The following is a 25,130-nucleotide window of genomic DNA, read 5'->3' on the forward strand; positions in this document are numbered from 1 at the left end:
GTGTCCCCTTCTTCCACCTTCACCGACAGCGCCCAGACAACCCAGCCGTGGCAATGGCCGGAGTCGGAGTGGCGAGCCCACGCCGAACGTGTCGGGGCGGGCCGCTCCCTGCTGCCGGACCAGTGGCCCGGCGGCGCCCGCGTCGCGGTGGCGCTGTCGTTCGACTCCGACCATGAGACCCCCGCTCTGCGCGACGGCATCACCAGCCCCGGAGAAATGGCGCAAGGACACTACGGCGCGAGGGTCGGAGCGCCACGCATCCTGCGTCTGCTCCAGGAGTTCGGGATCCCGGCCTCCTTCTACCTGCCCGCGGTGTCCGCCCTGCTCCATCCCCAAGAAGCCCGCAGGTATGCCGACGAAGGGCACGAGGTCGCCCTGCACGGCTGGATCCATGAGCGCAACGCCCTGCTGGACGCCGATGACGAGCGGGAACTGCAACTGCGCGCGGCCGACACCCTGGAGCACATCACCGGTACGCGCCCCGTCGGGCTGCGCACCCCGTCATGGGACTTCTCACCGCACACTCTCCCCATCATCGAGGAGATGGGACTGCTCTACGACTCCTCACTGATGGCCGACGACGATCCGTACGAGCTCCTCGACCGGGGCCGACCGACCGGTATCGCCGAAATACCCGTCCAATGGATACGGGATGACGCCCCGTACTTCGTGATGGAGCGCTACGCGGGGCTGCGCCCCTACACCCCGCCCCGCTCGGTCCTCGGCATTTGGCGAGATGAGTTCCAGGGCGCACTGGCCAGTGGTGGACTGTTCCAACTCACCCTGCACCCCCACATCATCGGACACCGCTCCCGCATCGTCATCCTGCGGGAACTGCTCGAAGAGCTCGCGGCGACCCCGGGGGTGTGGTTCGCGACCCACGCCGAGATCGCGCGGCACAGCCTCGGGCTCGCGGAATGACCCGCCTCGCACGGGCCCCGGGACTGCCTCGGGAGTAGGGCAATCTGACCAGATCTCGATGGGGTGACGGCGCGTGGCCAAGGCGGCTCTGGGGTCTGGAGGTGATGTCGGCGCTGCGCCTACCAGGCAGGATTCCGTTCCCTGGACCTTCTGTGGAGAAATGCGGGATCGTATACTACTGTCGCTCTCGCTTCGGGTCGCTGTCCAAAATCCGTCCATCGTAAGGAATTTCGAGGCGGCCTGCTGTTCTGGCGAATCGCTCGATCCAAGCCCGACTATGAGGGTCCATCGATGCCCACATGCCCCTTTTGCGGTGACCCGTCATGTATTGCTCGTGGAGACTGTGGAGCAAGACGCGCCCCGGCCGACGCGGGCTCGCCCTTCGAACTGCCCGTCTTCCTCCCCTCCGACTCCACCCCGCCGGACCCGGACGTCGTCGAGGCCTTCGACCACGGCGGTACACCGCCGCCCGAGGACCAGGATCCGCTCCCGGAGCGTGGCGATGATCCGCCACCCGGAAGTTCCGCCAGGCGCGGCATCCTCGGCCTCTTCCGGCGCCGCCGGGCCAGGATCGGCGCCGCGATCCTGGTCGGCGCCGCCATCACGTCCTCGCTCATCCTCCTGCCGAACCGGGATGACCCGAGCACCTCCCCGTCCTACTACGGGACACCACCGGCGCATCGCTCCACTGCGCCCAGCGCATCTCCCACGGACACCCCGCCCCACCCCATCGCCCCCTCCCGCTCGCCGGACCACCCCGCCGCGCCACAACCCTCGGCGTCCAAGAGCAAGAGTGCCGACCCGAAGCCCCCGGGCTCCGGCAAGGCTCCGCCGAAGCACACGCCTGAGCCGGAACCGACGACGCCGTACGCGTACCAGTACGTCGGCGTCAAGTCGGGACTCTGCCTCGATGATCCCTTCTCCTCCACGGAGGACGGGACGCAGTTGCAGCTCTGGCCCTGCTACGGAACGGCGAACCAGCGGTTCGTCCATACGGCCGCGACCGAACTGCGGCTGCTCGACGACATGTGTGTGACCGCGACCGGAGGCCGGGGCGAATGGGGTACGCCCGTCGTGGTCGCCCGGTGCGACGGCGGGGTTCGCCAGCGCTGGCAGCTCAAGAAGGACGGCACCATACGGCAGGACGGGCTGTGCGTCGATGCCACGGGCGGGTTCGACGACCCGGGCACCCCCATTGAGATGTGGGAGTGTGTGGTGGCGAGCAACGAGCAGTGGTCACGCGAGCGGCCGCCGCACTGATCAGGCGCGGGAGTGGCGCCGGTGGGTGACGCACATAGGTGACGGGGCGTCAGTTCGTTTTTCCCCGTGCGTTCTCCTGGCCGTCGATGACGACGCATGGCGGCTTCGACATGCCGAGGTGGCTTTGATGCGCAAGGTGAGGTGTCGGCCGAACTGCTCGATACCACCTCGATGGTGGTCGGCCGCGGTTCCGGCCCCGATGCGGATGATGCCGGAGCAGTGGGCGCTTCTGCGGTCAGGCCGGATGGCCGCCGGAGGTTCCGGCCGCGATGGCGATCAGCGAGGCCGTCTCATCGAGCAGATCGGACTCCTGTGTGAGCCTGCTGGTGGCGACCTTCAGATGGGGGCGGGTGGAGGAGACGCAGAACCGGCTGCCGGGCGACGCGGTGATGCCATGGGCGGCCAGGGTGACCAGGGCGGAGGTCTCCTCCGCCACCGGAACCCACAGCATGAGCCCGGCCCGGTTGCCGGTGGGCACCCCTCGCTGCGCCAGGCGCTCGGCCAGGGCGTCCCGGCGTGCGTCGTAGCAGCGGCCGGCCTCCTCCACCAGGCGGCCCGTCTCCTGGTCGGTCAGCAGGTAGGCCAGGGCGTCCTGGAGGATCCGGCTGGTCCATCCCGTGCCGAAGGTGCGCAGCACCCGAGCCCGTTCGATCACCTCGCGCGGCCCGCCCACCACGGCGATCCGCAGATCGGGTCCATACGCCTTGGAGTAGGAGCGGACCAGTGCCGTCCGGTCGGGCAGATGTGTGCCGATGCTGACGGCCGGGCCGGTGGTGAGCGGGCCCAGGCCGTCGTCCTCGACGACGATGACGTTCGGCGCGTCCTCCAGCACCCCGGCCAGCGCGGACGCCCGCTGCAGGTCGAGGGACCAGCCGCAGGGCACCTGGGCCCTGGGCTGGTGCAGGAAGAGCGCGGGGCGCGCTTTGAGCGCCTGGGCGAGGGATTCGGGGAGCGGCCCCTTGTCGTCGCACGTGACCGGCACGGTCTGGGCGTCCAGTGCCTCCAGGATGTCCAGGAGGCGCGCGGCTGTCGGGTCCTCCACCACGACGCGGTCGCCGGGCACGATCAGTGCCTGGCACAGGAGCTGGACACCTTCGTAGCCACCACCCACCGCCATCCATGCGTCCGGTCGATAGGGCCAGGTGTCCTGGACTGCTTCCAGCAGACGATCGGTGATCGCCGTCCGCGAGTAGTCATTGAGCCGGGGGGTCCGTGCCCCGGCGAGGAGAGCGTCGTCGAGCGGAGGCAGCAGCGACCGGTCCGGGGCGGCGAGGACCAGGTCCAGTGCGAGGCGGTCGCCGAAGTTCCCGATGCGTTCGTAGCGGGTGGGGCGCGGGACGCTCGGCGGGCCGGTGACGACACTTCCGCGGCGGCCGAGGGTCGTGATCATCCGGTACTTGCGCAACATCGCCCAGGCGTCCGCCACCGTGCCGGGGCTGACACCCAGTTCGGCGGCGAGTCCGCGCACGGTGGGCAGGGCGCTGCCGGGTGCGAGCTCCCCGGCCCGGATGAGGTCCGTCATGGCCGCCGCGATACCGCGTGCGCTGGCGTCCGGGATGCGGTCCGCCAGGCGTGCCGCCCGCCCCGGATCCGTCGGCCGTGCCCCGTCCGCGATGTTCTCCTGCATCCCGCTGCCCCCTGTCCCGGCCCGCGACCTTGCTCTGGATCAGCAGGTCACAACGGTGAAGAATTATGTTCGGTAACAGAATAGACCTTGTCCCGCGACTTCTCTGAACAATAACCTCCTAGACATCGCGCAGCCTTATGCAAAAGGTGTGCGGGTGTGCGATGTGCAAGGAGAGTGCGAACTGTGCCAGCTCCTCTGATACGCCTTGGCCTTCGTGACTGGGACCACCTCGTACCACTGGTATCCGGGCGTGTGAAGATTCCCCACTTCAATGTTCTGATCGAGGTTCGGGACGTCACGCCCGATGTCCTCGCGGAGCCCGGGCTCGACGGTGGCGAGACCTCTTTCAGCCGTTATGTCCAGGCTCGTGCCGCGGGGGACCACCGCCTCGTCGGCCTTCCCGCCTTCGTGATGCGCGGGTTCCGCCACCGATGCGTCCTGGTACGCAACGACAGTCCGCTGCGCTCCCTCGAACAGCTCGACGGTGCCCGCGTCGGGCTCACCGGATGGCCGGACTCCGGCAACGTGTGGACGCGCGCCCTGCTGCGCTCCGCAGGGGTGGACCTCACCGGCATCCGGTGGCATGTAGGGCCACTGGCGTCCGGAGAGCCCGGCAAGGACAGGCTGGGCAGCCGGCCGCTGCCCGAGAACGTCGTGGCCATGGCCGAGGGCACATCACTGGTGGACGAACTGGCCGCGGGCCGTCTGGACGCGGTGCTCTCCCCCTTCATGCCACCGGAGCTGTTCACCCGGACCAGCCGTTTCCGGCATCTGCTCGATGACCACCGCGCCGCTGAACGGGCCTACTGGACGGACACCGGATTCGTCCCGGGCATTCATCTGGTCGCGCTGAAACGGGAGGTCGTGGAGATCCACCCCGAGCTCCCCGCCGCGCTCCTCGCGGGTCTTGAGGAGTCCAAACGCCTGTGGCTCGAACGACGCCGGCTGCTCGCCGACACCACCCCGTGGTTGCTGCATGACCTCACCGAAAGTGCCCGGCTCTTCGGCGACGACTGGATGCCGTACGGGGCCGAGGCGAACGCGGCGATGACCCGGGCCTTCTGCGGAGAACTGCACGCGCAGGGCGTCTGGCCCGATCCCATCGACCCCGGCCTGGTCTTTCCCGAGCCCGCCCTCACCGCCGTCCCCACCCCATGACCGCCCGGAGCAGGCCCATGCGCATCGCCGTAGGACAATTCGCCGCCACCGCCGACTGGACGTCCAATCTGGCGGTGTGCAAGGAGCTCACCGCGGAGGCGGAACGGGGCGGAGCGGATCTGCTCGTGCTTCCCGAGGGTGTGCTGGCCCGCTTCACCGAGGACCGTCACCGGATCCGTGAGGTCGCCCAGCCACTGGACGGCCCGTTCGTCACCGCACTCCGCACCGCCACGGCGGGCGGGAACACCACCGTCGTCGTCGGCATCCACGAGCCGTCCGGGGACGGCCGGGTGTTCAACACCCTCGTGGCGCTGCGCGACGGTGCGCTGATCGCCCACTACCGCAAGATCCATCTCTATGACGCCTTCGGTGATCTGGAGTCCGAGAACGTGTGCCCGGCGGAGGGCCCACCCGTCATCGTCGAGGTGGCGGGCACCAAAGTCGGCCTCATGACCTGCTACGACGTCCGCTTTCCCGAACTGGCGCGGCTTCTGGTGGACGCCGGCGCCGAGGTGCTCGCCCTCCCCGCGGCCTGGGTGCGCGGACCTTCCAAAGAACATCACTGGGAGGTGATGATTACCGCGCGGGCCCTGGAGAACACCTGCTGGGTGGCGGCGAGCGGCGAATGCGGTCCGCGCAACATCGGCAACAGCCTGGTCGTCGACCCGCTTGGTACCGTTCGCTCCCGACTCGCCACGGCACCCGGCCTGATCTGGGCCCAAGCCGATGCCACCAGCACCGCCGCGGCCCGCCGCGCCCTCCCCGTCCTCGCCAACCGGCGTTTCGCCGTCGATCCCACCCCCATTCCCCTGGGAGCCCCCCGATGAGATTCCTGACGAGACCGCTCCTGGCCGCCGCCTCCACCGCCGTGTGCGGCTGTCTCGCGTTGTCGGCCTGCGGGACCAACCCACCTCAGGCCGAGGGGGCCGCCGATGCTTCCGGCAAGTCCGGGAAAGTGGCGGCCATGGCCGAGGACAAGGCGCTGCACGCCCTGCTGCCGAAGAAGAACCGCGCGTCCGGCCGACTGGTGTCGGTCAACAACGGCTCCTTCCCGCCGTACGAGATCGCCGGTTCGGATGGCCACAGCCTCACCGGGGCAGCGGCGGACCTGGCCGTCTCCCTGGGGCAGGTACTCGGCGTCAAGGTCGACCATGTGACCGCGGACGGTCTGCCCAGCGCCCTGACCGGCATCGCGGCGGGACGCTACGACCTCGCCCTCGGCCCCATCGGCGACTTCAAGGACCGACAGCGCTCCAACGACTTCGTCGACTGGGTACGTGAATTCGTCGTCTTCGCGGTGCCCAAGGGGAATCCCCATCACATCACCTCCCTGGCGGCCACCTGCGGACAGCGCATCGCGGTGATGGCCGGCGGCTCCGCCGAAGGCGTCATCAAGAAGCAGTCGGCCACCTGCCGGAAGGACGGCAAGAAGGCCGTCACGGTCCAGTCCTACAAGGACCAGCCCGGCTCCATCCTGGCCGTGCGCTCCGGCCGCGCCGATGCCTTCTTCTCCTCCAGGGCTCCCCTCACCTATTTTGTCTCACAGGCCAAAGGCGAACTCGAGCTGGCCGGCACCGACCAGGCCAACGGCTTCGAGGACCTCTACCAGGGCGCTGTCGTCGGCAAGAACTCCCCGCTCCGCGACGTCCTTCACAAGGCCCTCAAGAAGCTCATGGACAACGGCACCTACACCAAGATCATGAAGAAGTGGGGTCTGTCCGCGAACACCCTCGACAAGCCGGGGATCAACCTCGGCGGTGAGTCCTGAGCCCAGGAGCTGAGCCGATCATGTCCACCACGCATCATCCGACCGTCCGGGGCGACGCGTCCGAGGCCGAACACCCACCTGGTGCCGTCCCGGCCGTCGACGTGGCCGGAGCCGCCCCGGTCCGTCATCCGCTCCGCTGGCTCTCGGTACTGATACTCGCCGTCCTCGGCACTCAGCTCGGACACTTCCTGGTGACCAACCCGCACTTCGAGTGGGGCACCGTCGGCAGCTATCTCGGGGCGCAGGTCATCGGCCAGGGCATCGCCACGACGGTCGAACTGACCGCGATCGCGATGCTCATCGGTATCGCCGGGGGAGTGCTCGTCGCGGTGGGACGGATGTCGGACAACCGCGTCCTGAGCTCGGTCTGCGGCGCCTACGTGTGGTTCTTCCGCGGTGTCCCGGTACTGGTGCAGCTCGTGTTCTGGTACAACCTCTCGGCACTGCTCCCCAGGATCTCCTTCGGCATCCCGTTCGGACCCGAGTTCGCCAGCTGGCACACCAACGCACTCATCACTCCGCTGCTCGCGGCCATCCTCGGCCTCGGCCTCAATGAGGCCGCGTACATGGCCGAGATCGTGCGCGGCGGTCTGCTGGGCGTCGACCCGGGCCAGACCGAAGCCGCTTCCGCTCTCGGGATGGGCCGCGCCAGACTGCTGCGCCGGGTGATCCTCCCGCAGGCCATGCGTTTCATCATCCCGCCCACCGGGAGCCAGGTCATCAACATGCTCAAGGCGACATCGCTGGTGAGCGTGATCGCCCTGGCCGATCTGCTGTACACGGTGCAGTCGATCTACAACCGCACCTTCGAGACCATCCCGCTGCTGATCGTGGCCTGCCTGTGGTACCTGATCATGACCTCCGTGCTGTACGTCGGCCAGTCGTTCATCGAGCGCCACTACGCACGCGGGGCGACCCGCCACGCTCCCCAGAGCTTCTGGAGCTTCGCGCTGTTCCGCCGGGCTCCGGCGGCTGAACGGGACGCCACCGTCAGCAAGGAGGAGACCCGGTGATCCAGGACACCAGCCGCCCGACCGGCCCGAAGGACACTCCGGCGGATCCGCCGATGGTCGTCGCCCGACACGTCCGCAAACGTTTCGGACACCTGGAGGTGCTCCGCGGCATCGACCTCGAGGTGCGACGGGGTGAGGTCGTCGTCATCCTCGGCCCCTCGGGTTCCGGCAAGTCGACCTTCCTGCGGTGCATCAACCACCTGGAACGCATCGACGCCGGATCCATCCATGTCGAGGGTCAGCTGATCGGCTTCCGGCAGGCGGGCGGACGCGTCCACCATCTGCGCCCGCGCGAGATCACCCGGCAGCGCCGCGACATCGGCATGGTGTTCCAGCACTTCAACCTCTTCCCCCATCAGACGGCTCTGGAGAACGTCATGGAGGCCCCGACAGGTGTCCTCCGCGTTCCCAAGGCCGAGGCACGAAAGGCCGCGACGCAATTGCTGACGCGTGTGGGCCTGGCCGACAAGGCGGCCTGCTACCCGCGGCAACTCTCCGGTGGACAGCAGCAACGCGTAGCCATCGCCCGCGCCTTGGCCATGGAGCCCAAGCTGATGCTCTTCGATGAGCCGACCAGCGCCCTGGACCCCGAACTCGTCGGCGAAGTCCTCGCCAGCATGCGCGACCTGGCCCGGGAAGGTCTCACCATGCTCGTGGTGACCCACGAGGTCGGGTTCGCGAAGGAGGTGGCGGACCGCGTGGTGTTCATGGACGGAGGACAGATCCTGGAAAGCGGCAGGCCCCAGGACGTGCTGGACAACCCGACCCATCCCCGCACCCGGGCGTTCCTTCGCCGCTTCCTGTGAGCAAGGCGCGCCGCACTCAACCGCATCGATCCGCTCTTACCCCCCACGCGAACCGTCCCCATCCCAGGAGGTACTTCCCCATGCTCCCACCAACTTTCTCGAACCGTGCCGCCATCGGCGGAACGGTGGGCGCGATCCTGACAGGGTCCTTCTTGATAGCCCCCGCACACGCGGAAACCTCCACTCCGCGAACGGGCTTCGAGACAAGCCACGGCGCCCGTTGGACCTCGGAGGCCGAGGAGACGGACTTCCTCACCACGGTCGACAAGGCCAGCTCACGTGTTGCCATCCGTCAGATCGGCACCACCGCACAGGGTCGCCCCCTGCGCCTGGTGAGCATCGGAGCCCGCTCCGCGCCCACCGACCCGTCCCGTGCCACCCCGAACACCCTGCTGCTCATCTGCTCGCAGCACGGCGATGAGCCATCGGGGCGCGAGGCGTGTCTGACGACCATCAGAGAGCTCGCCTTCGCCCAGGACGAACGGACCCGGCGCTTCCTGCAGCGCACCAATGTTCTGGTGATCCCCACCGCCAATCCGGACGGCCGCGCCGCCGACACCCGTACCAACTCCCAGGACGTGGACATCAACCGCGACCACATCGAGCTGAAGACGGCCGAGTCCCGCACCATGGCGGCCGTACTCCGCGACTGGAAGCCCGACACCGTCTACGACCTGCATGAATACACGCCCACTGTCCCGTATTACATGAAGGACGTACTGACGCTGTGGCCGCGTAACCTCAACACCGCCGACGCTGTGCACAAGGAGGCGCACACCCTGTCGAACTCCTATGTCCGGCCGAGCGCCGAGGCCGCGGGCTACCCCGCGGGGGACTACGGCATCTGGACCGACCCGGAGACCGGCGAGCCCATCAAGCAGACCGCCGGAGACGGCCAGGAACGGATCCTGCGCAACACCCTCGGCGTCAAGAACTCCGTGGGGCTGCTCGTCGAGACCCGTGCCGAAGCCATCACCCCGGAAGAAGAGAGCGACCCCGCGCTCAACAACCGGCGGCGTGTCACCTCCCACCTCGCCTCGCTGGACGGGGCCTTCGCCTATGTCACCAAGCGGCGCGGGTCGATCGAAGCGGCCACCACGGCGTCCCGTCTGGCCGGTCTGGCGGATCGCGGACCGGTCTACCTGGGCGGCGCGGACAATGACCCGGCGAGCGAGGACGAGATCCTCAAGGACCCGCCGTGCGGATACCGCCTGGACGCCGCACAGTACAACGACGTACGGGACGAACTCGCCCTGCACGGTGTGAAGACGCGCCCCGTCCCCGGCTCCGACGGTGAGGCCTTCGTGCCGTTGCGCCAGTCCGCGCGTGCCCTGGTGCCCCTGCTGCTCGACGACCGTGCCGCCTACCACCTGACCTCCGGACGTCCGGTGGACGGCTGCTGAGGCCGTAGCTCTGTCCAGCCCCCCGTGGCCCGTTCGTCCCCGGCGGACCGGCCACGGGGGGTTCGCTGATACACCGGGACACCTCGCCCATGCTCACGCACCCGGTGAGTGGCGTGTTCGTCAGCGGCCCACGGTCCGCTGCTCCTCGAAGACGTTCCACGCCCCGCGGGTGACGGCGGGGTCGTCGAAGGCGTCGTACGCAGTGCATGCGAGGGCTTCCGCCGCTGCCAGCATGGCTGCTCTGCCCCGTTCGTCCCCGGCCGCGGTGGCGAACTCGGGGGTGTGATCGCTGTGGTCGGGCGGGAGGATCCGCACGAAGGGGTGGATGGTGGGGACGCGGGTGCTCACATTGCCGATGTCGGAGGAGCCGAGGAACACGCCGGGGTCGGGCTCGGTCGCCGTGATGCCGAGGCGAGCCAGGTGGCGGGTGAACACCCCGGCGAGGACGGGGTTGCTGCGGAAGTGACCGTAGGCGTCGCCCTCCCGGGAGATGGTCACCCGGGCGCCGACCGTCCGGGCGGCCTCGGTCGCGCACCGGGTGAAGCGGGATTCCAGCTCCGCGAGTGCGCCCGTGGTGAGTGCGCGGAGGCAGAAGCGTCCTTCGGCGTGGTCGGGAATGACGTTCGTGACCTTTCCTCCTTCGGTCACGATGCCTTGGATGTGCGAGCCGCTCGGCGCGTTCTCACCGAGTTCGTCGAGTGTGGTGAACAGTCGGATCAGTGCGTGGAGGGCGTCGACGCCGTCCTCCGGGTTTCCGGTGGGGTGTGCGGCGCGGCCGTGGAAGGTGACGCGCAGGTCCGTCAGCGCGGTGAGGGGCGCCCACGACCAGTTGTGCACTCCCGGATGGAACATCAGCGCCGCGTCGACGCCGTCGAACACCCCTGCCTCCACCTGGGCGATCTTTCCTCCGCCGTCCTCTTCGGCGGGGGATCCCACCACCAGCAGGGTCCCTCCGGTGGCGGGCAGCAGATCACGCAGGGCGAGGGCGGCCCCGAGGCCCGCGGCGGCGATCAGGTTGTGTCCGCAGGCGTGCCCCAGCTCCGGCAGGGCGTCGTATTCGAGGATCAGTGCCACACGAGGGGCGTCGCCGCTCCCGGCCCGCGCCACGAAGGAGGTCGGCAGACCGGCTGTTCCCCGCTCGACATCGAAGCCCGCTGCCGCCAGTTCACCGCTGAGGAGCGAGGCCGCTCGCCGTTCGTGATGGGAGAGTTCGGGTCGGCCGTGCAGCTCCAGGCTGATCTCCCAGAGCCGCCGCGACAGGGCGTCGATGCGCGTGCTGATGTGCTGGTGCGGCAGGGTGGATGGGGTGTCCACGGGTGGTTCTCCGGTGTCGGGGCTGTGGGAGCGCCGGTCTCGGGCGCCCGGGGGACGAGTGAGGTAGGGGTGATGCGGCATCACAGCACCTTGGAGAGGAACTGCTGGGTGCGGAGGTGGCGGGGTGCGGTCAGGACGTCCCGCGGGCTCCCGGATTCGACCACGACGCCGTCGTCCATGAAGACGACGGCGTCGCCGACCTCGCGGGCGAAGCCTGTTTCATGGGTGACGACGATCATCGTCATACCGTCCTCGGCCAGGCCGCGCATGACGTCGAGGACCTCCCCGACGAGTTCCGGGTCGAGTGCGGAGGTGGGCTCGTCGAAGAGCATCAGTTTGGGCTCCATGGCCAGTGCCCGGGCGATGGCGACGCGCTGCTGCTGGCCACCGGAGAGCTGACTGGGATAGCTCCGGGCCTTGTCGGCCAGGCCCACCCGGGCCAGCAGATCCAGCGCGCGGTCCCGGGCGGCGGCCTTCGGCTCCTTCTTGACCCGCACCGGAGCTTCCATGATGTTCTCCACCGCGGTCATATGCGGGAAGAGGTTGAAGCGCTGGAAGACCATGCCGATGTCCCGACGCCTGCGCGCCACTTCGTTGTCCTTGAGCTCGTACAGCCTGCCGTCCCGCTCGTGATAGCCCACCAGGTCGCCGTCGACCGTCAGCCGTCCGGAGTTGACCTTCTCCAGGTGATTGATGCAGCGCAGAAAGGTTGACTTGCCCGAGCCGGAGGGGCCGAGGAGGCAGAAGACCTCTCCGGTGGCCACTTCGAGGTCGATGCCCTTGAGGACGTCCACCGGACCGTAGGACTTGCGCACCCCCTGGGCCCGGACCATCGGTTCCGCCGTGGGTGTCGGGTGGGTCGGCTGGTTCATGAGGAGCCTCCGGTGACGAGGGGCGCGCGCCGGGCCCGGAGCGCGGTCCGGACACGTTGTACGGGGGTGGGCGGGAGGGAGTGGGTGGTGCCCCGGACGTAGCGCCGTTCGACGTAGTACTGGGCGATGGTCAGCAGCGAGGTGAACAGCAGGTACCAGACGCTGACCGCGATGAGGGAGGGGATGATCTGGAAGGTGCGTGAGGAGATGTCCTGACCGGCCCGGGTGATGTCGACGAGGGAGATCGCGCTGACCAGCGAGGTGGCCTTGAGCATGGAGATGGTCTCGTTGCCGGTCGGTGGGATGATCACCTTCATGGCCTGGGGCAGGATGATCCGCCGCATCGTCTGTCCATGGGTCAGTCCCAGGGACGCGGCCGCTTCGGGCTGGCCCCTGTCCACGGACAGGATCCCGGCTCTGACGATCTCCGCCATATAGGCGGCCTCGTTCAGTCCCAGGCCCAGTACGGCGGCGGTGAACAGGGACACCAGGTCGTTGTAGTCCCACGAGTGGAACGAGGGGCCGAAGGGCACACCGATGGAGATCGTGGGCCACAGGGCGCCCAGGAAGTTCCAGACGAACAGCTGGACGAGTACCGGCGTGCCGCGGAAGACCCAGATGAACAGCCAGGACGCGCCGGACAGTATGGGGTTGCGCGAGAGCCGCATGACGGCCAGCAGGACACCGCCGACCAAGGCGATTCCCATGGCCAGCACGGTCAGTTCCAGTGTGGTCCGCAGACCGCGGAGCACCGAGGGGTCGGCCATGATCCCCCCGACGGTGCCCCAGTCGAGACGGGGGTTGGTGAGCATGGCGTGGCCGAACATGGCGCCGAGCAGCACGACGGCTGCGGCTCCTGCCCAGCGGCCGGGATGACGGACGGGCACGGCCGGGATGTCCTCGGAGGGCCGGTTGCGGGCGGTGTCCGGGGGAGCGAGAAGTTTCACGGTCTTTCCTCGGATAGCGCTGGCTCAGTGGGTGGCGGCATTGACGGCCGCGCGTTTGATGGCACCGGAGTTGACACCCCAGCGGGTGAGGATCCGGGTGTAGGTGCCGTCGTCGATCAGCGCCTGGACGGCGCCCCGTACGGCTTCGGTGAGCCGCCCGTCGCCCTTGGGCACGACGATCCCGGAAGGGTCGACAGCATAGGCGGTTCCGAGCTGCTGGATCTGACCGCCGGACTGCTTGACGGCGTAGGCGACGACGGAGGAGTCGGAGATCATGGCGTCGTCACGCCTGGCGATGAGGGCGGTGGTGACATCCGTCTGGAGTTCGAAGCGGTGGCCGTCGCCGGGGATGGCCGGGCGGCCCTTGGCTTCGCATTCCGGGTTCCGCCGGTCCTTGATGTCGTCGGCCGAGACGCTGCCGGTCTGGACGGCGACCTTCACCCCGCACATCCGGTCCGGGTCGATTCCTTTGGGGTTTCCCTTGTTGACGGCGACGGCGAGACCCGCGGAGAAGTAGGTGACCATGTCGACCGACTTCTCGCGTTCCTTGGTGGCGGTGAAGGACGACATGCTCAGGTCGTATTTCCGGGCCTGGATCCCACCGATGATCCCGTCGAACTTGGCGTTCTGGAAGTCGGCCCGCAGACCCAGCTTGCCGGCGATCGCCTTGCCCAGGTCGATGTCCACGCCGACGATGGTTCCGTCGGGTTCCTTGTACTCCATGGGCGCGTACGAGGCGTCGGTGGCGATGGTGAGCGTGCCCGACTTCTTCAGATGCGGTGGGACCATCGCGGCCAGTTCATCGTCCGCCGCGACCCGGACGGGCCGGCCGGCCGAGCCGGTGTCCGAGACCGGGCGGCAGCCGGTGATGAGGACGGATCCGGTGAGGATCAGTGTGACCGCCACACCGAAGGGCGGTCCGGTCTTCACGGGCATGCGGTGTTCTCCCCTTGCGGAGGCTGGTCATGGACGGGGACCCGACCGGTCAGCGGGCGGAGAGGACGTCGCGGAACTGCGCGAGGGCATGGTCGATCTCGTCCTTGTCGATCACCAGTGGGGGTGCGATCCGGATCGTGCTGCCGTGGGTGTCCTTCACCAGTACGCCGCGCCGCATCAATGCCTCCGCGACCTCGCGGCCGCTGCCGAACCGCGGAGCCACGTCGACTCCGGCCCACAGCCCCCGGCCGCGAACGGCGGTGACCGCTCCGGTGGCGGTCAGCGAGGACAGCTCGCCTCGCAGATGCTCACCGAGTTCGGTGGCGCGCCGCTGGTACTCACCGGTCCGCAGCATCGCGATGACCTCCAGGGCGACGGCGCAGGCGAGCGGGTTTCCTCCGAAGGTCGATCCGTGGCTGCCGGGGGTGAACACTTCCAGCACTTCTCGTGAGGAGACCACGGCGGAGACCGGGACGACTCCGCCGCCGAGGGCCTTCCCCAGGACATACATGTCGGGTACGACGCCCTCGTGGGCGCAGGCGAAGGTCGCGCCCGTGCGGCCGAGTCCGGACTGGATCTCGTCGGCGATGAACAGCGCCCCGCGCTCGGCGGTGATCCTGCGGACGGCCGCGAGGTATCCGGCGGGCGGCACCAGGACTCCCGCCTCACCCTGGATGGGCTCCAGCAGTACCGCCACCGTGCGGTCGTCGACGGCGGCGGCCAGCGCCTCCTCGTCGCCGAAGGGAACGGTGACGAAACCGGGGGCGTAGGGTCCGAACCCTTCCCGGGCCTCGGGGTCGTCGGAGAAGCTCACGATGGTCGTGGTGCGGCCGTGGAAATTGCCGGCCGCCACCACGATCCTGGCCTGGTCGGCGGGGACCCCCTTGACCCGGTAGCCCCAGCGGCGCGCTGTCTTGATCGCCGTTTCCACGGCCTCGGCGCCGGTGTTCATCGGCAGCACCATTTCCATTCCGCACAGCTCGGCCAGTGCGGAGCAGAACGTGGCGAAGCGGTCGTGGTGGAAGGCCCGTGAGGTGAGCGTGATCTGGTCCAGCTGTTCCTTCGCGGCGGCGATCAGCCGCGGGTGGCGGTGGCCGAAGTTCAGCGCGGAGTAGCCGGACAGCAGATCGAGGTACCGGCGGCCGTCGACATCGGTCAGCCAGGCCCCCTCGCCGGAGGCCACGACGACGGGGAGCGGGTGATAGGTGGGTGCGCTGTGCGCTTCGGCGGCGGCCCTCAGCGCCGCACCGCCCGGGACGAACGTCTCCGACATGGCTTCTCCGTACCTGTGCTGGGTCATTCTTTGACGCCAGAGTCAAAGATAGGTGCGGGAGTCATGTCAAGGGCTCAACCGTCGGTAGCCATTATTTCTCGTACCCGCCAGTTAAATAATTGGGTACACTCCCCGCATGGCCCGCCCGAAGAACCAGACCGCCCGCCGGGAACAACTGATCCGAGCAGCCAGCCGCGCCATCAGCGCCCAGGGGCTGGCCCGGCTGAAGGTCTCGGGCATCGCCGACAGCGCCGGGGTCACCCGCGGCTCCGTGCACTACTACTTCAGTGATCTCTCGGAACTGCTCGTCCAGGTCCACAAGCGCGCCCTGGAGCGGTTCTTCACCCAGCGCGCCACGGTGACCCAGACGCTGCCGGACGCCCGCGACCAACTGGTGGAGTCCATCCGCCGTGGTGTCCCCGACGGGCCCGACGACGAACTGGCCGTGGTCCTCTGTGAGTTCAACACCGCCATCAGGGACGAGCCGCTCTACTCCACCCTGGCCCAGAGCCGCTACGACCGGCAGGTCGTGATGTACACGGCCATCCTCGACGTCGGCACCGCGCAAGGCCACTTCCGGCTCTCCGAGCCGGCCCGTGACGTGGCGTCCAACATCGTCTCGCTGGAGGACTCCTACCTGCTGCACATCGTCTCGCGCAATGACTCTCTGCCGCCGCGACGGGCCTTCGAGCTGATCCTGGGCTACGCCCGGACGGCCACCGGTTGCCCCGACCTCACCCCCGACCGTCCTCAGGCCGGACCGCCTTCCGTCACCGATCCCGACGCCTGAAGCCGAACGCACCAGCGTCGGGTGATGCCGGGTTAGGAGCTCAACTCTCCAGTGAGAGTGCGTTCTTGGCGTGCGCGACGGATTCCTCCGAGGCGGGCCCGCCGGGATTCTCGGTGGCCAGGGCCTGGTTGAGGGTGACGAAGGGGCGCATCCGCCGCTCGTAGCGGGCATACGCGGTGCGGTGGTCGCCGTTGTCCCGGGCGAGGCAGTCGGCCAGTACATGGGCGCCCACGAGGGCCAGGCTGGTGCCCTGCCCCGAGAGAGGGGAGGGGCAGTAGCCGGCGTCTCCGAGCAGGGCCACCCGGCCCCGTGACCACTGGTCCATGCGGATCTGGGCCATGGCGTCGCAGTAGAAGTCGGGTGCCTTCCGGGCGGCCTTGGCCAGGCGGGTCCCTTCCCATCGCAACGACGCGAGCTTGTCCGCGACGAGCTGCCGCAGAGTCGCGGTGTCGCGGCGGTCGTGGGCGAGGGGGGCGGACTCGAAGCCGAAGGCGATCCTGAGTTCGGTGTTGTCGCGTACGGGCATGATGCCGAAGCCCGCGTCGCCGTCCCGCAGCCATATCTGCCAGTTGTCCAGGCCGAGGAAGTTGCCCGCGCTGAACACCGAGAGGTAGCTCCCCAGGTGGTGGGCGAAACCCTCCTCCGGGCCGAAGGCCAGGCGTCGCACGGTGGAGTGGAGGCCATCGGCTCCGACCACGAGGTCGAAGGTGCGGGACGGTCCGTGTGCGAAGTCGACACGCACACCGGTCCCGTTCTCGTCGAGCGCGGTGACGCTGTCGCCGAAAAGGTACTCGACGTCTGCGCGCGTGTGCTCGTACACCATCCGGACCAGGTCCTCGCGCAGCACTTCGATGTCTTCGCTGTCGAGCCGGCCGCTGCTGAAGGTCGCCTCGGTGGAGCGGTCGATCTCGTGGCCGTCGGGGTCGAGGATCGACATGCCGCGCATCCGGGTCCGTACGCGGCTCGCGTGCTCCAGCAGTCCCATCCGCTCCACGACGTCGAGCGCGACGCCACGGATGTCCACGGCCTGGCCGCCGGGGCGTTGGCCCGGAGCGCGTTCGACGACGGTGGGTGCGAAGCCGTGGCGGCGCAGCCAGTAGGCGAGGACGGGTCCCGCGATGCCGCCGCCGGAGATGAGTACGGTCTGCATGAGAAGCTCCTCCAGTGCTCTGTACGGTGTACGCGCTCTGAACGTACGTCGTACGTGCAGGCCCTTCAACTGGCCATATGCGGTGCGTGTACTAGGACAGGGCCCGTTCGTTCCGCGTTGCCGCTGCTACCCTCTGCACTAGTACAGGAGAGGAAGGCGGCAGGACGTGACGAAGCCCACGGGAACAGCCGGTGATCCGCCCTATCTGCGCATCGTCGCCACGATCCGGCGGCGCATCGCGGAGGGTGAACTCGCCCCCGGGGACCGGGTTCCCTCGACCCGTCAGATCGCCGGGGAATGGGGCGTCGCACTCGCCACCGCCACCAAGGCCCTGACCACTCTGCGTCTGGAGGGACTTGTCGAGTCCCGGCCCCGGGTTGGCACGGTCGTCGCCGGAACCGCCCCCGCCGCGCCGACTCGCAAGCGCCCGCCATCCGCCCCCGACCCCGAGCAGGAGCTGAGCCTTGCCCGGATCGTCCGTACCGCCATCGAGATCGCCGACGCCGAGGGGCTCTCGGCGCTGTCCATGCGCGGCGTCGCGGCCCGGCTCGGCGTCGCGGCGATGTCGACCTATCGGTACGTCGCGAGCAAGGAAGACCTCGTCCTGCACATGGCCGACGCCGCGTTCGGCGAGGAGACCTACCCCGCGAACGCCCCCGAGGATTGGCGTACCCGCGTTGAGATGGGTGCCCGGACCCTGTGGAGCTTGTACCGGAAGCACCCGTGGCTGGCGCAGCTCGGCTCCCTCACACGCCCGTTGCTCGTGCCGAATCTGATGGTCCACGGCGAGTGGGTGCTGGGCGCCCTCGACGGCCATGGCCTCGATCCCACGAGGGTGTTCGACATCCACGTTCTGCTCTACAGCCATGTCCAGGGCCTGGCGGCGCATCTGGAGATGGAAGCGCACGCCGAGGCCGCCACGGGCCAGTCGGAGGACCAGTGGATGGACAGCCGCGCCCCGGCCCTCCAGGAACTGGTGGAATCCGGCCGCTTCCCGACCTTCACCAAGGTGGTCGGAGCCTTCGAGGACGGGTACGACCTTCGTCTCGACGCGCTCTTCGAATTCGGCCTCAAGGCACTCCTCGACGGCCTGACTTCCCTCATCGAGGGTCAGGAAGTCGCCGCGTAGACACGCGGGTTCCCTCGTGGCATGAAACCGGTGTCGCACACCTGGCGGACACTTCGTATATCGAATACGTTCAGCGTGCCGGGGGCCGCTGGGTGACATCCATCCGTGTACGGCCCTCGCTCCCGCCCATGCAGACGAGGAGAATCAGACATGCCACCCCCCAACCCGCTGCCACGCAGAACCATGTTGCGTGGAGCCGCCGTGGCCGGAGCCGGAGCGGCGATGTGGCCGCTGTTGGACCAGTCCCATGCAGTGGGCGCGCCCAAGGACGATGCGGCCGCCTACACGATCCGCTTCGACAACGGCCGCAAGCAGACGCTCTGGGGCCTCGGCTTCGAGATCCAGTCGGATTCCATCAACTCCGGCAATGACGGCATGGACGACAAGGTGGTCAGCGGTGTTCCGTATGACCTGACGGACAGTGAGCGGGAGCGCTTCTACGGGCAGCTGCTCAAGGCGGGCTCCGGACGCGGATTCCGCTACTGCCGCCTGGCCATGGGGCTGTACCACCGTGGTCTTGATCCCCAGAAGAAGCACATCGTGGACCGCTACAAGGGGCAGACGGCACTGCTGGCGGACATGATCGAGCGGACCGGGATCGAGGGTATCTCCGCGGAGTACTGGTCACCCGCTCCCGGCTGGAAGAAGAACGGATCCTACGTCGGCGGCAAGCTGGCCTCGTTCTCCCCCGAAGCCCTGGACGCCCTCGGCGACGCCATGGTGCGGGACCTGGACTATCTGGCCGCTCGTGGTGTGCCGATCTCCATGTGGGGATTGCAGAACGAGCCCCGCGCCGACACCAAGTACTCCTCGTGCACCTACTCGCCCGATGAGTATCTGAAGACCTTCAAGGCGGTCGCCCCCAAGATCAAGAAGAAGTACCCCCGGACGCGCATCATCGCGGAGAGCCAGGACGGCTGGAAGCGCGGAATCGGCAAAGCGATCAAGGCCGATCCGGACGCGCTCCGCCTTGTCGACGCGTGGACGTTCCACCGGGTGGGCACGTCGAGCAAGGAACAGATCGAAGGTGACTTCACCTCCGGCCGGGCCGGCAAGACCGTGTTCAACAACGAGTTCGAGTACCTGCACTACGGCAGCGTGAAGCCCAGGCACACGATCAACACGGCGCAGTCGATCATGAACTGGATGACCTTCCAGAACGCGCCCTCCTGGTTCTGGCTGCACGCGCTGAAGCCCACGTCCAACGCGGAGGCACTCGGCTACGGACTGGGCTTCTGGCGCTCCCCGCACGGTAAGCACCTCCCTCGTTTCCCGGACCTCAAGCCGGGCCACTGGACCTTCAACGCGCTCAACTGGAACGCCGTGGCCGGGTTTCTGCGGTACATGCCGTGGGACTCCGTTCGCTACCACGTCGACGAACCCCGGCACGCCGACGGTACGCCGTACACCGAGCACCGGATCATGGCCTGGCGCACCCCCAAGGGCGACCCCGTCTTCGCGGTCACCAACAGTTCTGAGAACAAGCCGTTCACCTACAGCGTGGACACCCAGACCAAGGAAGCCTTCCATGGCCACCGGTACGGACCGAAAGTCAACGACATGAGCATCGGCACCAAGCACGGACCGCAGCTCACCTTCACCGTGCCCCCGCTGTCCATCGAGTTCTGGGCATCCGGCTCCTGAAGGGCCGAAAGGGAAGGCGCATACGGCGGGCCGTACCGGCAGCAACCGGTACGGCCCGTACTCCGGTGTGCGCGTATCCCGCGCGCGGCAGGGACAGGCAGCGCCAGCGGGAGTCAGGGTGCACGGAGACACCGAACGCCAGGGCCGTATCCTGAGGCAGGCGATGCAGGCACTGCCGATGCGTCGCAGCCGGGTGCCGCCCCACTCCGGGTACCTGATACCCGGCAAGCAATCAGGAGTTGACCGGTGATCAGTCTGGCCGCAGTGGGGGGAGTGGCCCTGGTCGAACTGGGCATGGCCCTGACTCCGGGACCGAACATGATCCACCTCGCCTCTCGCGCGATCACCCAAGGCCGCAGGGCGGGCCTGGTCAGCTTGAGCGGGACCGCCGTGGGATTCCTGTGCTACCTGCTGGCCGCGGCCGCGGGCCTATCGGCGTTGTTCACCGCCGTGCCGCTGGCGTTCACGGTGGTCAAGCTCGCCGGGGCCGCCTACCTGGCCTACCTGGCCTGGGACATGCTCAAGCCCGGTGGCCGCTCGCCCTTCGCCCCGGCCCAGGGTCTGCCTCCGGTCTCTGACGCCCGCCTGTTCTCGATGGGGCTCCTGACCAACCTGCTCAACCCCAAGATCGCTCTCATGTACGCGGCTCTTCTGCCCCAGTTCATGGACCCGCATGCGGGTCCGGACTGGGCGCAACTGCTCCAGCTCGGCGGTGTGCAGATCATCGTGGGAATCTCCGTGAACGCTCTGATCATGCTGGGCGCAGCGCGGGTGTCGGGGTTTCTGGCCGCCCGGCCCCGCGTGATGACCGCTCAGCGGTTCGCGTCAGGCGGCTTGCTCGGCGTCTTCGCGCTGCGCACCGCCCTGTCCCGTACGCCGGCCTCGGCCTGAGCCATGCCCGCGCGACCGGATCGGTGCGGGCGCCGGCCGCAGCCGATGCGCTTGGACAGTGGTGGAGTCCACCGAGATGTCCCAGTCGATCTCGCCTGCGGCGTCGGCCGCGGCCTGGACCTGCTGGAGCAGACGTTCCCAGGTGCCGTCGGCCGACCACAGACGATGGCGTTGATGGACGGTCTTCCACGGCCCGAACCGTTCGGGCAGATCACGCCACCGCACCCCGGTCCGCACCGTGTGCAGAATCCCATCGATCACCTGTCGGTGATCCCGCCACCTGCCACAACGTCCGTTGCTGACCGGCAGGAACGGCCGAAGCCGTTCCCACTCGGCGTCACTCAGATCACCCCGCCCCTAGCCGCAGGTCAGCCGGGCGCGTGCCCAGTCGGCGTGGTCGTGGCTGTTGCCGTCGCCACCGTCGGTGACGCGTAGTTCCAGCACCCGTGCTCCGGTGATGTCCGTGTCCAGGGGCACTCCCGTCCCTCGGCCGGTAATGACGTCGGTGGTGCGCAGGGGCTTGCCGTCGGCCAGGACGGAGAAGACGGCGCTTCCGGCGTCGCCCGTCTCGTCGTCGATTCCGGCGACGCCGGTGAAGCGGGTACACGAGCCGCCCAGGTAGAGGGTGACGGCGCTGTTGGCGTGCACACCGAGGCCGGTGTCATAGCGCGTGCCCGCGATGGTGATGGGTTTGCCGTCGCGCGCTTCCTCCTCACCGTTCGAGGTGTTCCGCTCGACGGGGCCCCAGCCGTTCTCGGCGTCGAACTCCAGTGAACTCACTTCCTGGGTACCGGCGTTGGGCGGCGGGGGAGGGGAGAGGACCGTGGCGGGGGCGCTCGCCGTGGCGGGCCGGCCGTCGGAGGTGTAGTGGGCGGTGGCGGCGAAGGCCGCCGTCCACGGGCTGCCGGTCCCGGAGGATGCGGTGACGGTCCATGAGCGCTTCACGGTCCGGCCCGCGGGGACGGTGCCGAGCTCGCGTGGCTCGGCCGGATCCGCCTTCCATCCCGGCGGCAGTCCCAAGGCGAGCGTCGCGTTCCGGGCCGCCGACCGGCGCGGGGTGAACGTGGCGGTGACGGTCCCGGTGGCGCCGCGGGCGATGGTGTCCGGAGCGGTGACCCGGACGTCGGCGCTCGCCTGGGCGTCGCGGTGCGGCACCTGTGCGTAGGTCGGGGAGGCGAGGTCGCCGTACCGCAGGGGTGTGGTGTGGTTGCCGTAGGACTCCAGGGAGACGGATCCGAGCCCGCCGCCCCGGCCGTCCTCATTGATCACCGCGATGGCGATGGTGTTGCCGCCCTTGGTCCTCAGCATGCCCGGCGGGACGGGAAAGGACTTCTGCGGTCCGAGGTCGTTGATGTAGAGCCCGGCCATCCAGCCGTTGACGTAGAGCAGAGCGCGGTAGTGCCGCTTGCCGTCATCGTCGATCCGCAGCCCGAGCGGTACGTCCTGTCCGGGGGGCAGGTCGAGGTCGACGGTGGTGCGGTACCAGGAGACACCGGGGGTGTCGTCGCCGTGGGGCAGTGTGGTCTTCTGCCAGCCGTCGGACGGGTAGCCGGGCAGGTGCATGCCGTGGCGTTCGCCGTACAGACCACCGGTGTTGAGCGGTCCGCGGACCGGGTCGGCGAGGTCCTCACCGCCGAGCGCGCCTTGCAGTCGCCACCCGATCCGCCGCTCGGAGCCGGTCAGAGTGGCGCCGAGCAGACCTCTCGGCTCCTTGTGGCTGTCGTCCGCGGACCAGTCGACGTTGTGCGCCATGTTGGCCGTGAGGACCGCCAGGACGTTGTCCTTCCCGGGCTTGAGGACACCGCTCGGGATGGTGAAGGTGTGTTCACCGGCGCGGCTGCTGCCCAGGAACCGGCCGCCGAGCCAGACGAGGTAGGAGCCCGCTTTGCCGGGGGAGACGTTCAGCCGTACCGATGTCTCCTGGCCGGTGGCCGTGAAGTGGCCGCGGTACCAGACGGAGCCGGTGTGGAAGCCGTAGTGGTCGGCCGCGAGCGAGGGGCCGTCGGCGGCGCGCCAGGCGGCGTCGTCGAAGTCGGGCCGGGCCTCGGGGGTCTCCTGCTGGAACCGCCAGTCTCCCAGCTTCGGAAGGGTGACGGGATTCGGTCCGGCCAGCGCGGCGCCGGTGGTGTCCAGGGCTCCCGGGACGCGCTCGCCGTTCCAGGTGACCGAGGTGGCCCGGGTGCCGGTGAGTACCCGCAGTCGCGCTGCCTTGTCGGTGTCGCCGGTCAGCCGCAGCACGCCGTTGTCGTGGTCCGCGGTGCGCAGCAGCTCCGGTCCGGCGGCCAGTACCGGGCCGTCGGAGGTGTCGAGCCGCCAGAAGGTGTCGGCCGTGGCGTCGTCGGCGAGGAGCAGCAGCACCGGGGTGCCGTGCGCGGGGGTGACGAGGACCTGGGCGAGACCGTCATGGCGGTAGTTCAGCCGCAGGTCCCCTTTGCCCGCGTCCCAGTGTTGTGCGACGGAGCCGCTGACCACCTTGACCTCGGGGCGCGCGTCGTAGTGCAGGACGCTTTCGCCGTCCTGCCCGTGGCGGCCGTAGAGCAGTGCCACATCGCGGTCTCCGAAGGTGTCGTGCGTCATGATCTCGGAGGTCGAGTAGCGGAGCCGCTGGTGGTCCATGGCGTAGTCGGCGACGAGTGTCTTGGTGTCACGGGCGTCGATGGTCAGCGCGGTCCCCGGCTCCTGCGGCACGGTGGGGTACGAGCCGAGGGCCAGGTGTGTGGTGTCCCGGCTCTTGTCGTTGACGTCCTTGTGGCGCACCACCGTGAAGGTGGTGCCGGTGTCGGGGTTGCGGCGGTCACGACGGGAGATCGCGGTGTTGTCCGGGGCGGTGGCGGTGTGCGGCCCGGTCCTGGTGAGCGGGGCCACCGCCTGGACGAAGTACCCCAGTCTCTTGTTGACCAGGTACTTCTCCGTCAGTTGCCGGTCCTCGCTGATCGAGGCGCCGTAGTCGTAGGAGGTGTAGACGTTCTTCGGCGCGGGCAGCCAGCCCCAGGACGTGCCGCCGTAGGCCATGTAGAAGTTCTGGAGAGTGGCGCCGGAGGCGATGTTGTTCTCGTACGCGGCCTTCTCGAACTCCCCGTTGGTGAGCTGTCTGCACTTGCCGTAGCCGGGGCCGCCCCAGGGATCGAAGGCTCCGCCCTGGAACTCGGCCAGGAACAGGGGCTCGTCCGGTGCCTTGGCCCGCGACCAGTCCGGCAGCTTGTTCCAGCGGTCGGGACTTGAGCAGTTGAAGCCCTGCGGGTAGGAGTCGCTGCCGTCGATGTCGAGCTCTTTGGCGAACGTGCCGTTGTGGTTGCCGGTCAGCGGCACCGTGATGCCGTGGTCGCGCGCCTGGTCGACGAGGTGGCGGATGTAGGCGTGTCCGTCCGCGGTGTCCTTGTAGTACTCGTTCTCCACCTGGTAGGCGATCACCGGCCCCTTGCCCTCACTCAGTTGGTGGCGGGCGATGATGGGGTCGATCTTGGACAGCCATTCGTCGACGGACTTGAGGTAGTCCGGCGCGGTGGTGCGTGCCTTTCCCTTCTGCGTGGTGAGGTAGCCGGGAAAGCCTCCGCCATCGGTTTCGGCGTTGATGTAGGGGCCGGGCCGGGCGATGACGTAGATGCCCGCCTCCTCGGCCATGTCGAGGAGGCGGTCGACGTCGCGCAGTCCGGTGAAGTCGTAGGAGCCCGGCTTGGCGGAGTGGAAGCCCCAGTCGAAGTAGAGGGAGGTGGCGTTGTAGCCACCCGCCTTCATCTTCTGCAGGATGTCGCGCCAGGCGTCCGGGCTGGGCAGCCGCCAGTAGTGGAACTCACCGGACCAGATGTAGAGCGGCTTGCCGTCGATGGTCAGGGAGTGGGCGTCGTAGGAGACCTTGTGAGGCGTGGACATGTCGGGCACGGACGACGCGGCGCCGGTCGATGCCGGAGAGGCGGCGGTGGCGGCCGGAGATGGCGCCTCCACCGGTGGACTGGCCTGCGCCGGGACCGCGAGGGAGCCCGCGGCCGCGAGGGCGCAGGCGGTGAGGGTGACCGTAAGGGCCGTGCGTCTGCGGTGCTTTGGGGTGAGCATGGACGTCGCTCCTCGGAGAGTTGAGCCGTGGGGGCGAGCCGGTGCAGCGTGAAGTCTAGAAAAGTTAAGGTTTGATGGGAACAGTCGGAACCTGTTTGTTTCTGGGCGGCGCTCTGGCGTGACCTGACGGAGTGTGGGGTGACCTGCTGATCGGCGCTGCCGGGCCGCCGCAACGGAT

Annotated in this window: 20 protein-coding genes and 1 pseudogene; 12 read left to right on the forward strand and 9 right to left on the reverse strand. The window is 68.7% G+C overall.

Features of this window, described 5'->3' with window-relative positions; genetic code table 11:
- Together NMK44_RS31490 and NMK44_RS31495 are read left to right on the forward strand one after the other, a co-directional pair.
- Positions 1 to 921: a polysaccharide deacetylase family protein gene (locus NMK44_RS31490; RefSeq protein WP_254749617.1), complete on the forward strand. Its 921-nt coding sequence runs from the start codon at positions 1 to 3 to the stop codon at positions 919 to 921.
- A gap of 291 nt (positions 922 to 1,212) precedes the next feature.
- Complete coding sequence (locus tag NMK44_RS31495) at positions 1,213 to 2,181, forward strand: RICIN domain-containing protein (RefSeq protein ID WP_254749619.1); 969 nt, start codon at positions 1,213 to 1,215, stop codon at positions 2,179 to 2,181.
- Positions 2,182 to 2,416: 235 nt separating this feature from the next.
- On the opposite strand, the gene NMK44_RS31500 is transcribed toward NMK44_RS31495, so the two are convergent.
- Positions 2,417 to 3,808, reverse strand: a complete 1,392-nt coding sequence (locus NMK44_RS31500; protein ID WP_254749621.1) for an aminotransferase class I/II-fold pyridoxal phosphate-dependent enzyme — start codon at positions 3,806 to 3,808, stop codon at positions 2,417 to 2,419.
- 252 nt (positions 3,809 to 4,060) lie between these two features.
- On the opposite strand from NMK44_RS31500, the gene NMK44_RS31505 reads away from it, so the two are divergent.
- From NMK44_RS31505 to NMK44_RS31530, 6 genes are all read left to right on the forward strand, one after another.
- Positions 4,061 to 4,966, forward strand: coding sequence for a type 2 periplasmic-binding domain-containing protein (locus tag NMK44_RS31505; RefSeq protein WP_254749623.1), 906 nt, complete (start codon positions 4,061 to 4,063; stop codon positions 4,964 to 4,966).
- Between the two features lie 17 nt (positions 4,967 to 4,983).
- Positions 4,984 to 5,793, forward strand: a complete 810-nt coding sequence (locus NMK44_RS31510) for a deaminated glutathione amidase (protein WP_254749625.1) — start codon at positions 4,984 to 4,986, stop codon at positions 5,791 to 5,793.
- Positions 5,790 to 6,734, forward strand: coding sequence for an ABC transporter substrate-binding protein (locus tag NMK44_RS31515; protein ID WP_254749627.1), 945 nt, complete (start codon positions 5,790 to 5,792; stop codon positions 6,732 to 6,734). The genes NMK44_RS31510 and NMK44_RS31515 overlap by 4 nt, the downstream gene beginning before the upstream one ends.
- A 20-nt stretch (positions 6,735 to 6,754) precedes the next feature.
- Entirely contained in the window at positions 6,755 to 7,747 is a 993-nt protein-coding gene (locus NMK44_RS31520; protein WP_254749629.1) for an amino acid ABC transporter permease, read from the forward strand.
- A gap of 53 nt (positions 7,748 to 7,800) precedes the next feature.
- A complete protein-coding gene (locus tag NMK44_RS31525; protein ID WP_254749750.1) occupies positions 7,801 to 8,553 on the forward strand; it encodes an amino acid ABC transporter ATP-binding protein in 753 nt (250 codons plus the stop codon).
- Between the two features lie 80 nt (positions 8,554 to 8,633).
- A complete protein-coding gene (locus NMK44_RS31530; protein ID WP_254749631.1) occupies positions 8,634 to 9,956 on the forward strand; it encodes a M14 family metallopeptidase in 1,323 nt (440 codons plus the stop codon).
- Positions 9,957 to 10,076: 120 nt separating this feature from the next.
- On the opposite strand, the gene NMK44_RS31535 is transcribed toward NMK44_RS31530, so the two are convergent.
- The 5 genes from NMK44_RS31535 to rocD form a co-directional block, all read right to left on the reverse strand.
- Entirely contained in the window at positions 10,077 to 11,270 is a 1,194-nt protein-coding gene (locus tag NMK44_RS31535) for an amidohydrolase (protein WP_374215370.1), read from the reverse strand.
- A gap of 80 nt (positions 11,271 to 11,350) precedes the next feature.
- Positions 11,351 to 12,142 carry an amino acid ABC transporter ATP-binding protein gene (locus tag NMK44_RS31540; protein WP_302888866.1) on the reverse strand — a complete coding sequence of 264 codons (792 nt, stop codon included), beginning with the start codon at positions 12,140 to 12,142 and terminating at the stop codon, positions 11,351 to 11,353.
- Entirely contained in the window at positions 12,139 to 13,089 is a 951-nt protein-coding gene (locus NMK44_RS31545; RefSeq protein WP_254749633.1) for an amino acid ABC transporter permease, read from the reverse strand. Before NMK44_RS31545 ends, NMK44_RS31540 begins: the two co-directional genes overlap by 4 nt.
- Positions 13,090 to 13,113: 24 nt before the next feature.
- Entirely contained in the window at positions 13,114 to 14,025 is a 912-nt protein-coding gene (locus NMK44_RS31550; protein ID WP_254749635.1) for an ABC transporter substrate-binding protein, read from the reverse strand.
- A 49-nt stretch (positions 14,026 to 14,074) separates the two neighbouring features.
- Complete coding sequence (gene rocD, locus NMK44_RS31555) at positions 14,075 to 15,298, reverse strand: ornithine--oxo-acid transaminase (RefSeq protein WP_254749637.1); 1,224 nt, start codon at positions 15,296 to 15,298, stop codon at positions 14,075 to 14,077.
- Between the two features lie 136 nt (positions 15,299 to 15,434).
- Here rocD and NMK44_RS31560 point away from each other — a divergent pair, with 136 nt between their 5' ends.
- On the forward strand, positions 15,435 to 16,088 hold the full coding sequence (locus NMK44_RS31560; RefSeq protein ID WP_254749639.1) for a TetR/AcrR family transcriptional regulator: 654 nt from the start codon (positions 15,435 to 15,437) through the stop codon (positions 16,086 to 16,088).
- A 40-nt stretch (positions 16,089 to 16,128) separates the two neighbouring features.
- On the opposite strand, the gene NMK44_RS31565 is transcribed toward NMK44_RS31560, so the two are convergent.
- A complete protein-coding gene (locus NMK44_RS31565; RefSeq protein ID WP_254749641.1) occupies positions 16,129 to 17,238 on the reverse strand; it encodes an FAD-dependent monooxygenase in 1,110 nt (369 codons plus the stop codon).
- Positions 17,239 to 17,404: 166 nt separating this feature from the next.
- Between NMK44_RS31565 and NMK44_RS31570 the strand changes: the two genes are divergently transcribed.
- The 3 genes from NMK44_RS31570 to NMK44_RS31580 all read left to right on the forward strand — a co-directional run bounded on the left by NMK44_RS31570 (position 17,405) and on the right by NMK44_RS31580 (position 20,902).
- A complete protein-coding gene (locus NMK44_RS31570) occupies positions 17,405 to 18,367 on the forward strand; it encodes a TetR/AcrR family transcriptional regulator C-terminal domain-containing protein (protein WP_254749643.1) in 963 nt (320 codons plus the stop codon).
- A 201-nt stretch (positions 18,368 to 18,568) separates the two neighbouring features.
- The gene (locus tag NMK44_RS31575) at positions 18,569 to 20,011 is read left to right on the forward strand and encodes a glycoside hydrolase (protein ID WP_254749645.1); all 1,443 of its coding nucleotides are present in this window, start codon (positions 18,569 to 18,571) and stop codon (positions 20,009 to 20,011) included.
- 246 nt (positions 20,012 to 20,257) lie between these two features.
- Positions 20,258 to 20,902 (forward strand): LysE family translocator, encoded by a 645-nt coding sequence (locus NMK44_RS31580; protein WP_254749647.1) that lies wholly within the window; start codon positions 20,258 to 20,260, stop codon positions 20,900 to 20,902.
- Here the strand turns inward: NMK44_RS31580 and NMK44_RS31585 are convergent.
- Positions 20,870 to 21,247 (reverse strand): annotated as a pseudogene (locus tag NMK44_RS31585) (IS5 family transposase); the annotation flags it as partial. The gene NMK44_RS31580 and the pseudogene NMK44_RS31585 overlap by 33 nt on opposite strands.
- A gap of 12 nt (positions 21,248 to 21,259) precedes the next feature.
- Entirely contained in the window at positions 21,260 to 24,952 is a 3,693-nt protein-coding gene (locus NMK44_RS31590) for a beta-galactosidase (protein WP_254749649.1), read from the reverse strand.
- Between the last annotated feature and the right edge of the window lie 178 nt (positions 24,953 to 25,130).

This window comes from Streptomyces cucumeris, assembly GCF_024295805.1.
Taxonomy (GTDB): Bacteria; Actinomycetota; Actinomycetes; order Streptomycetales; family Streptomycetaceae; genus Streptomyces; species Streptomyces cucumeris.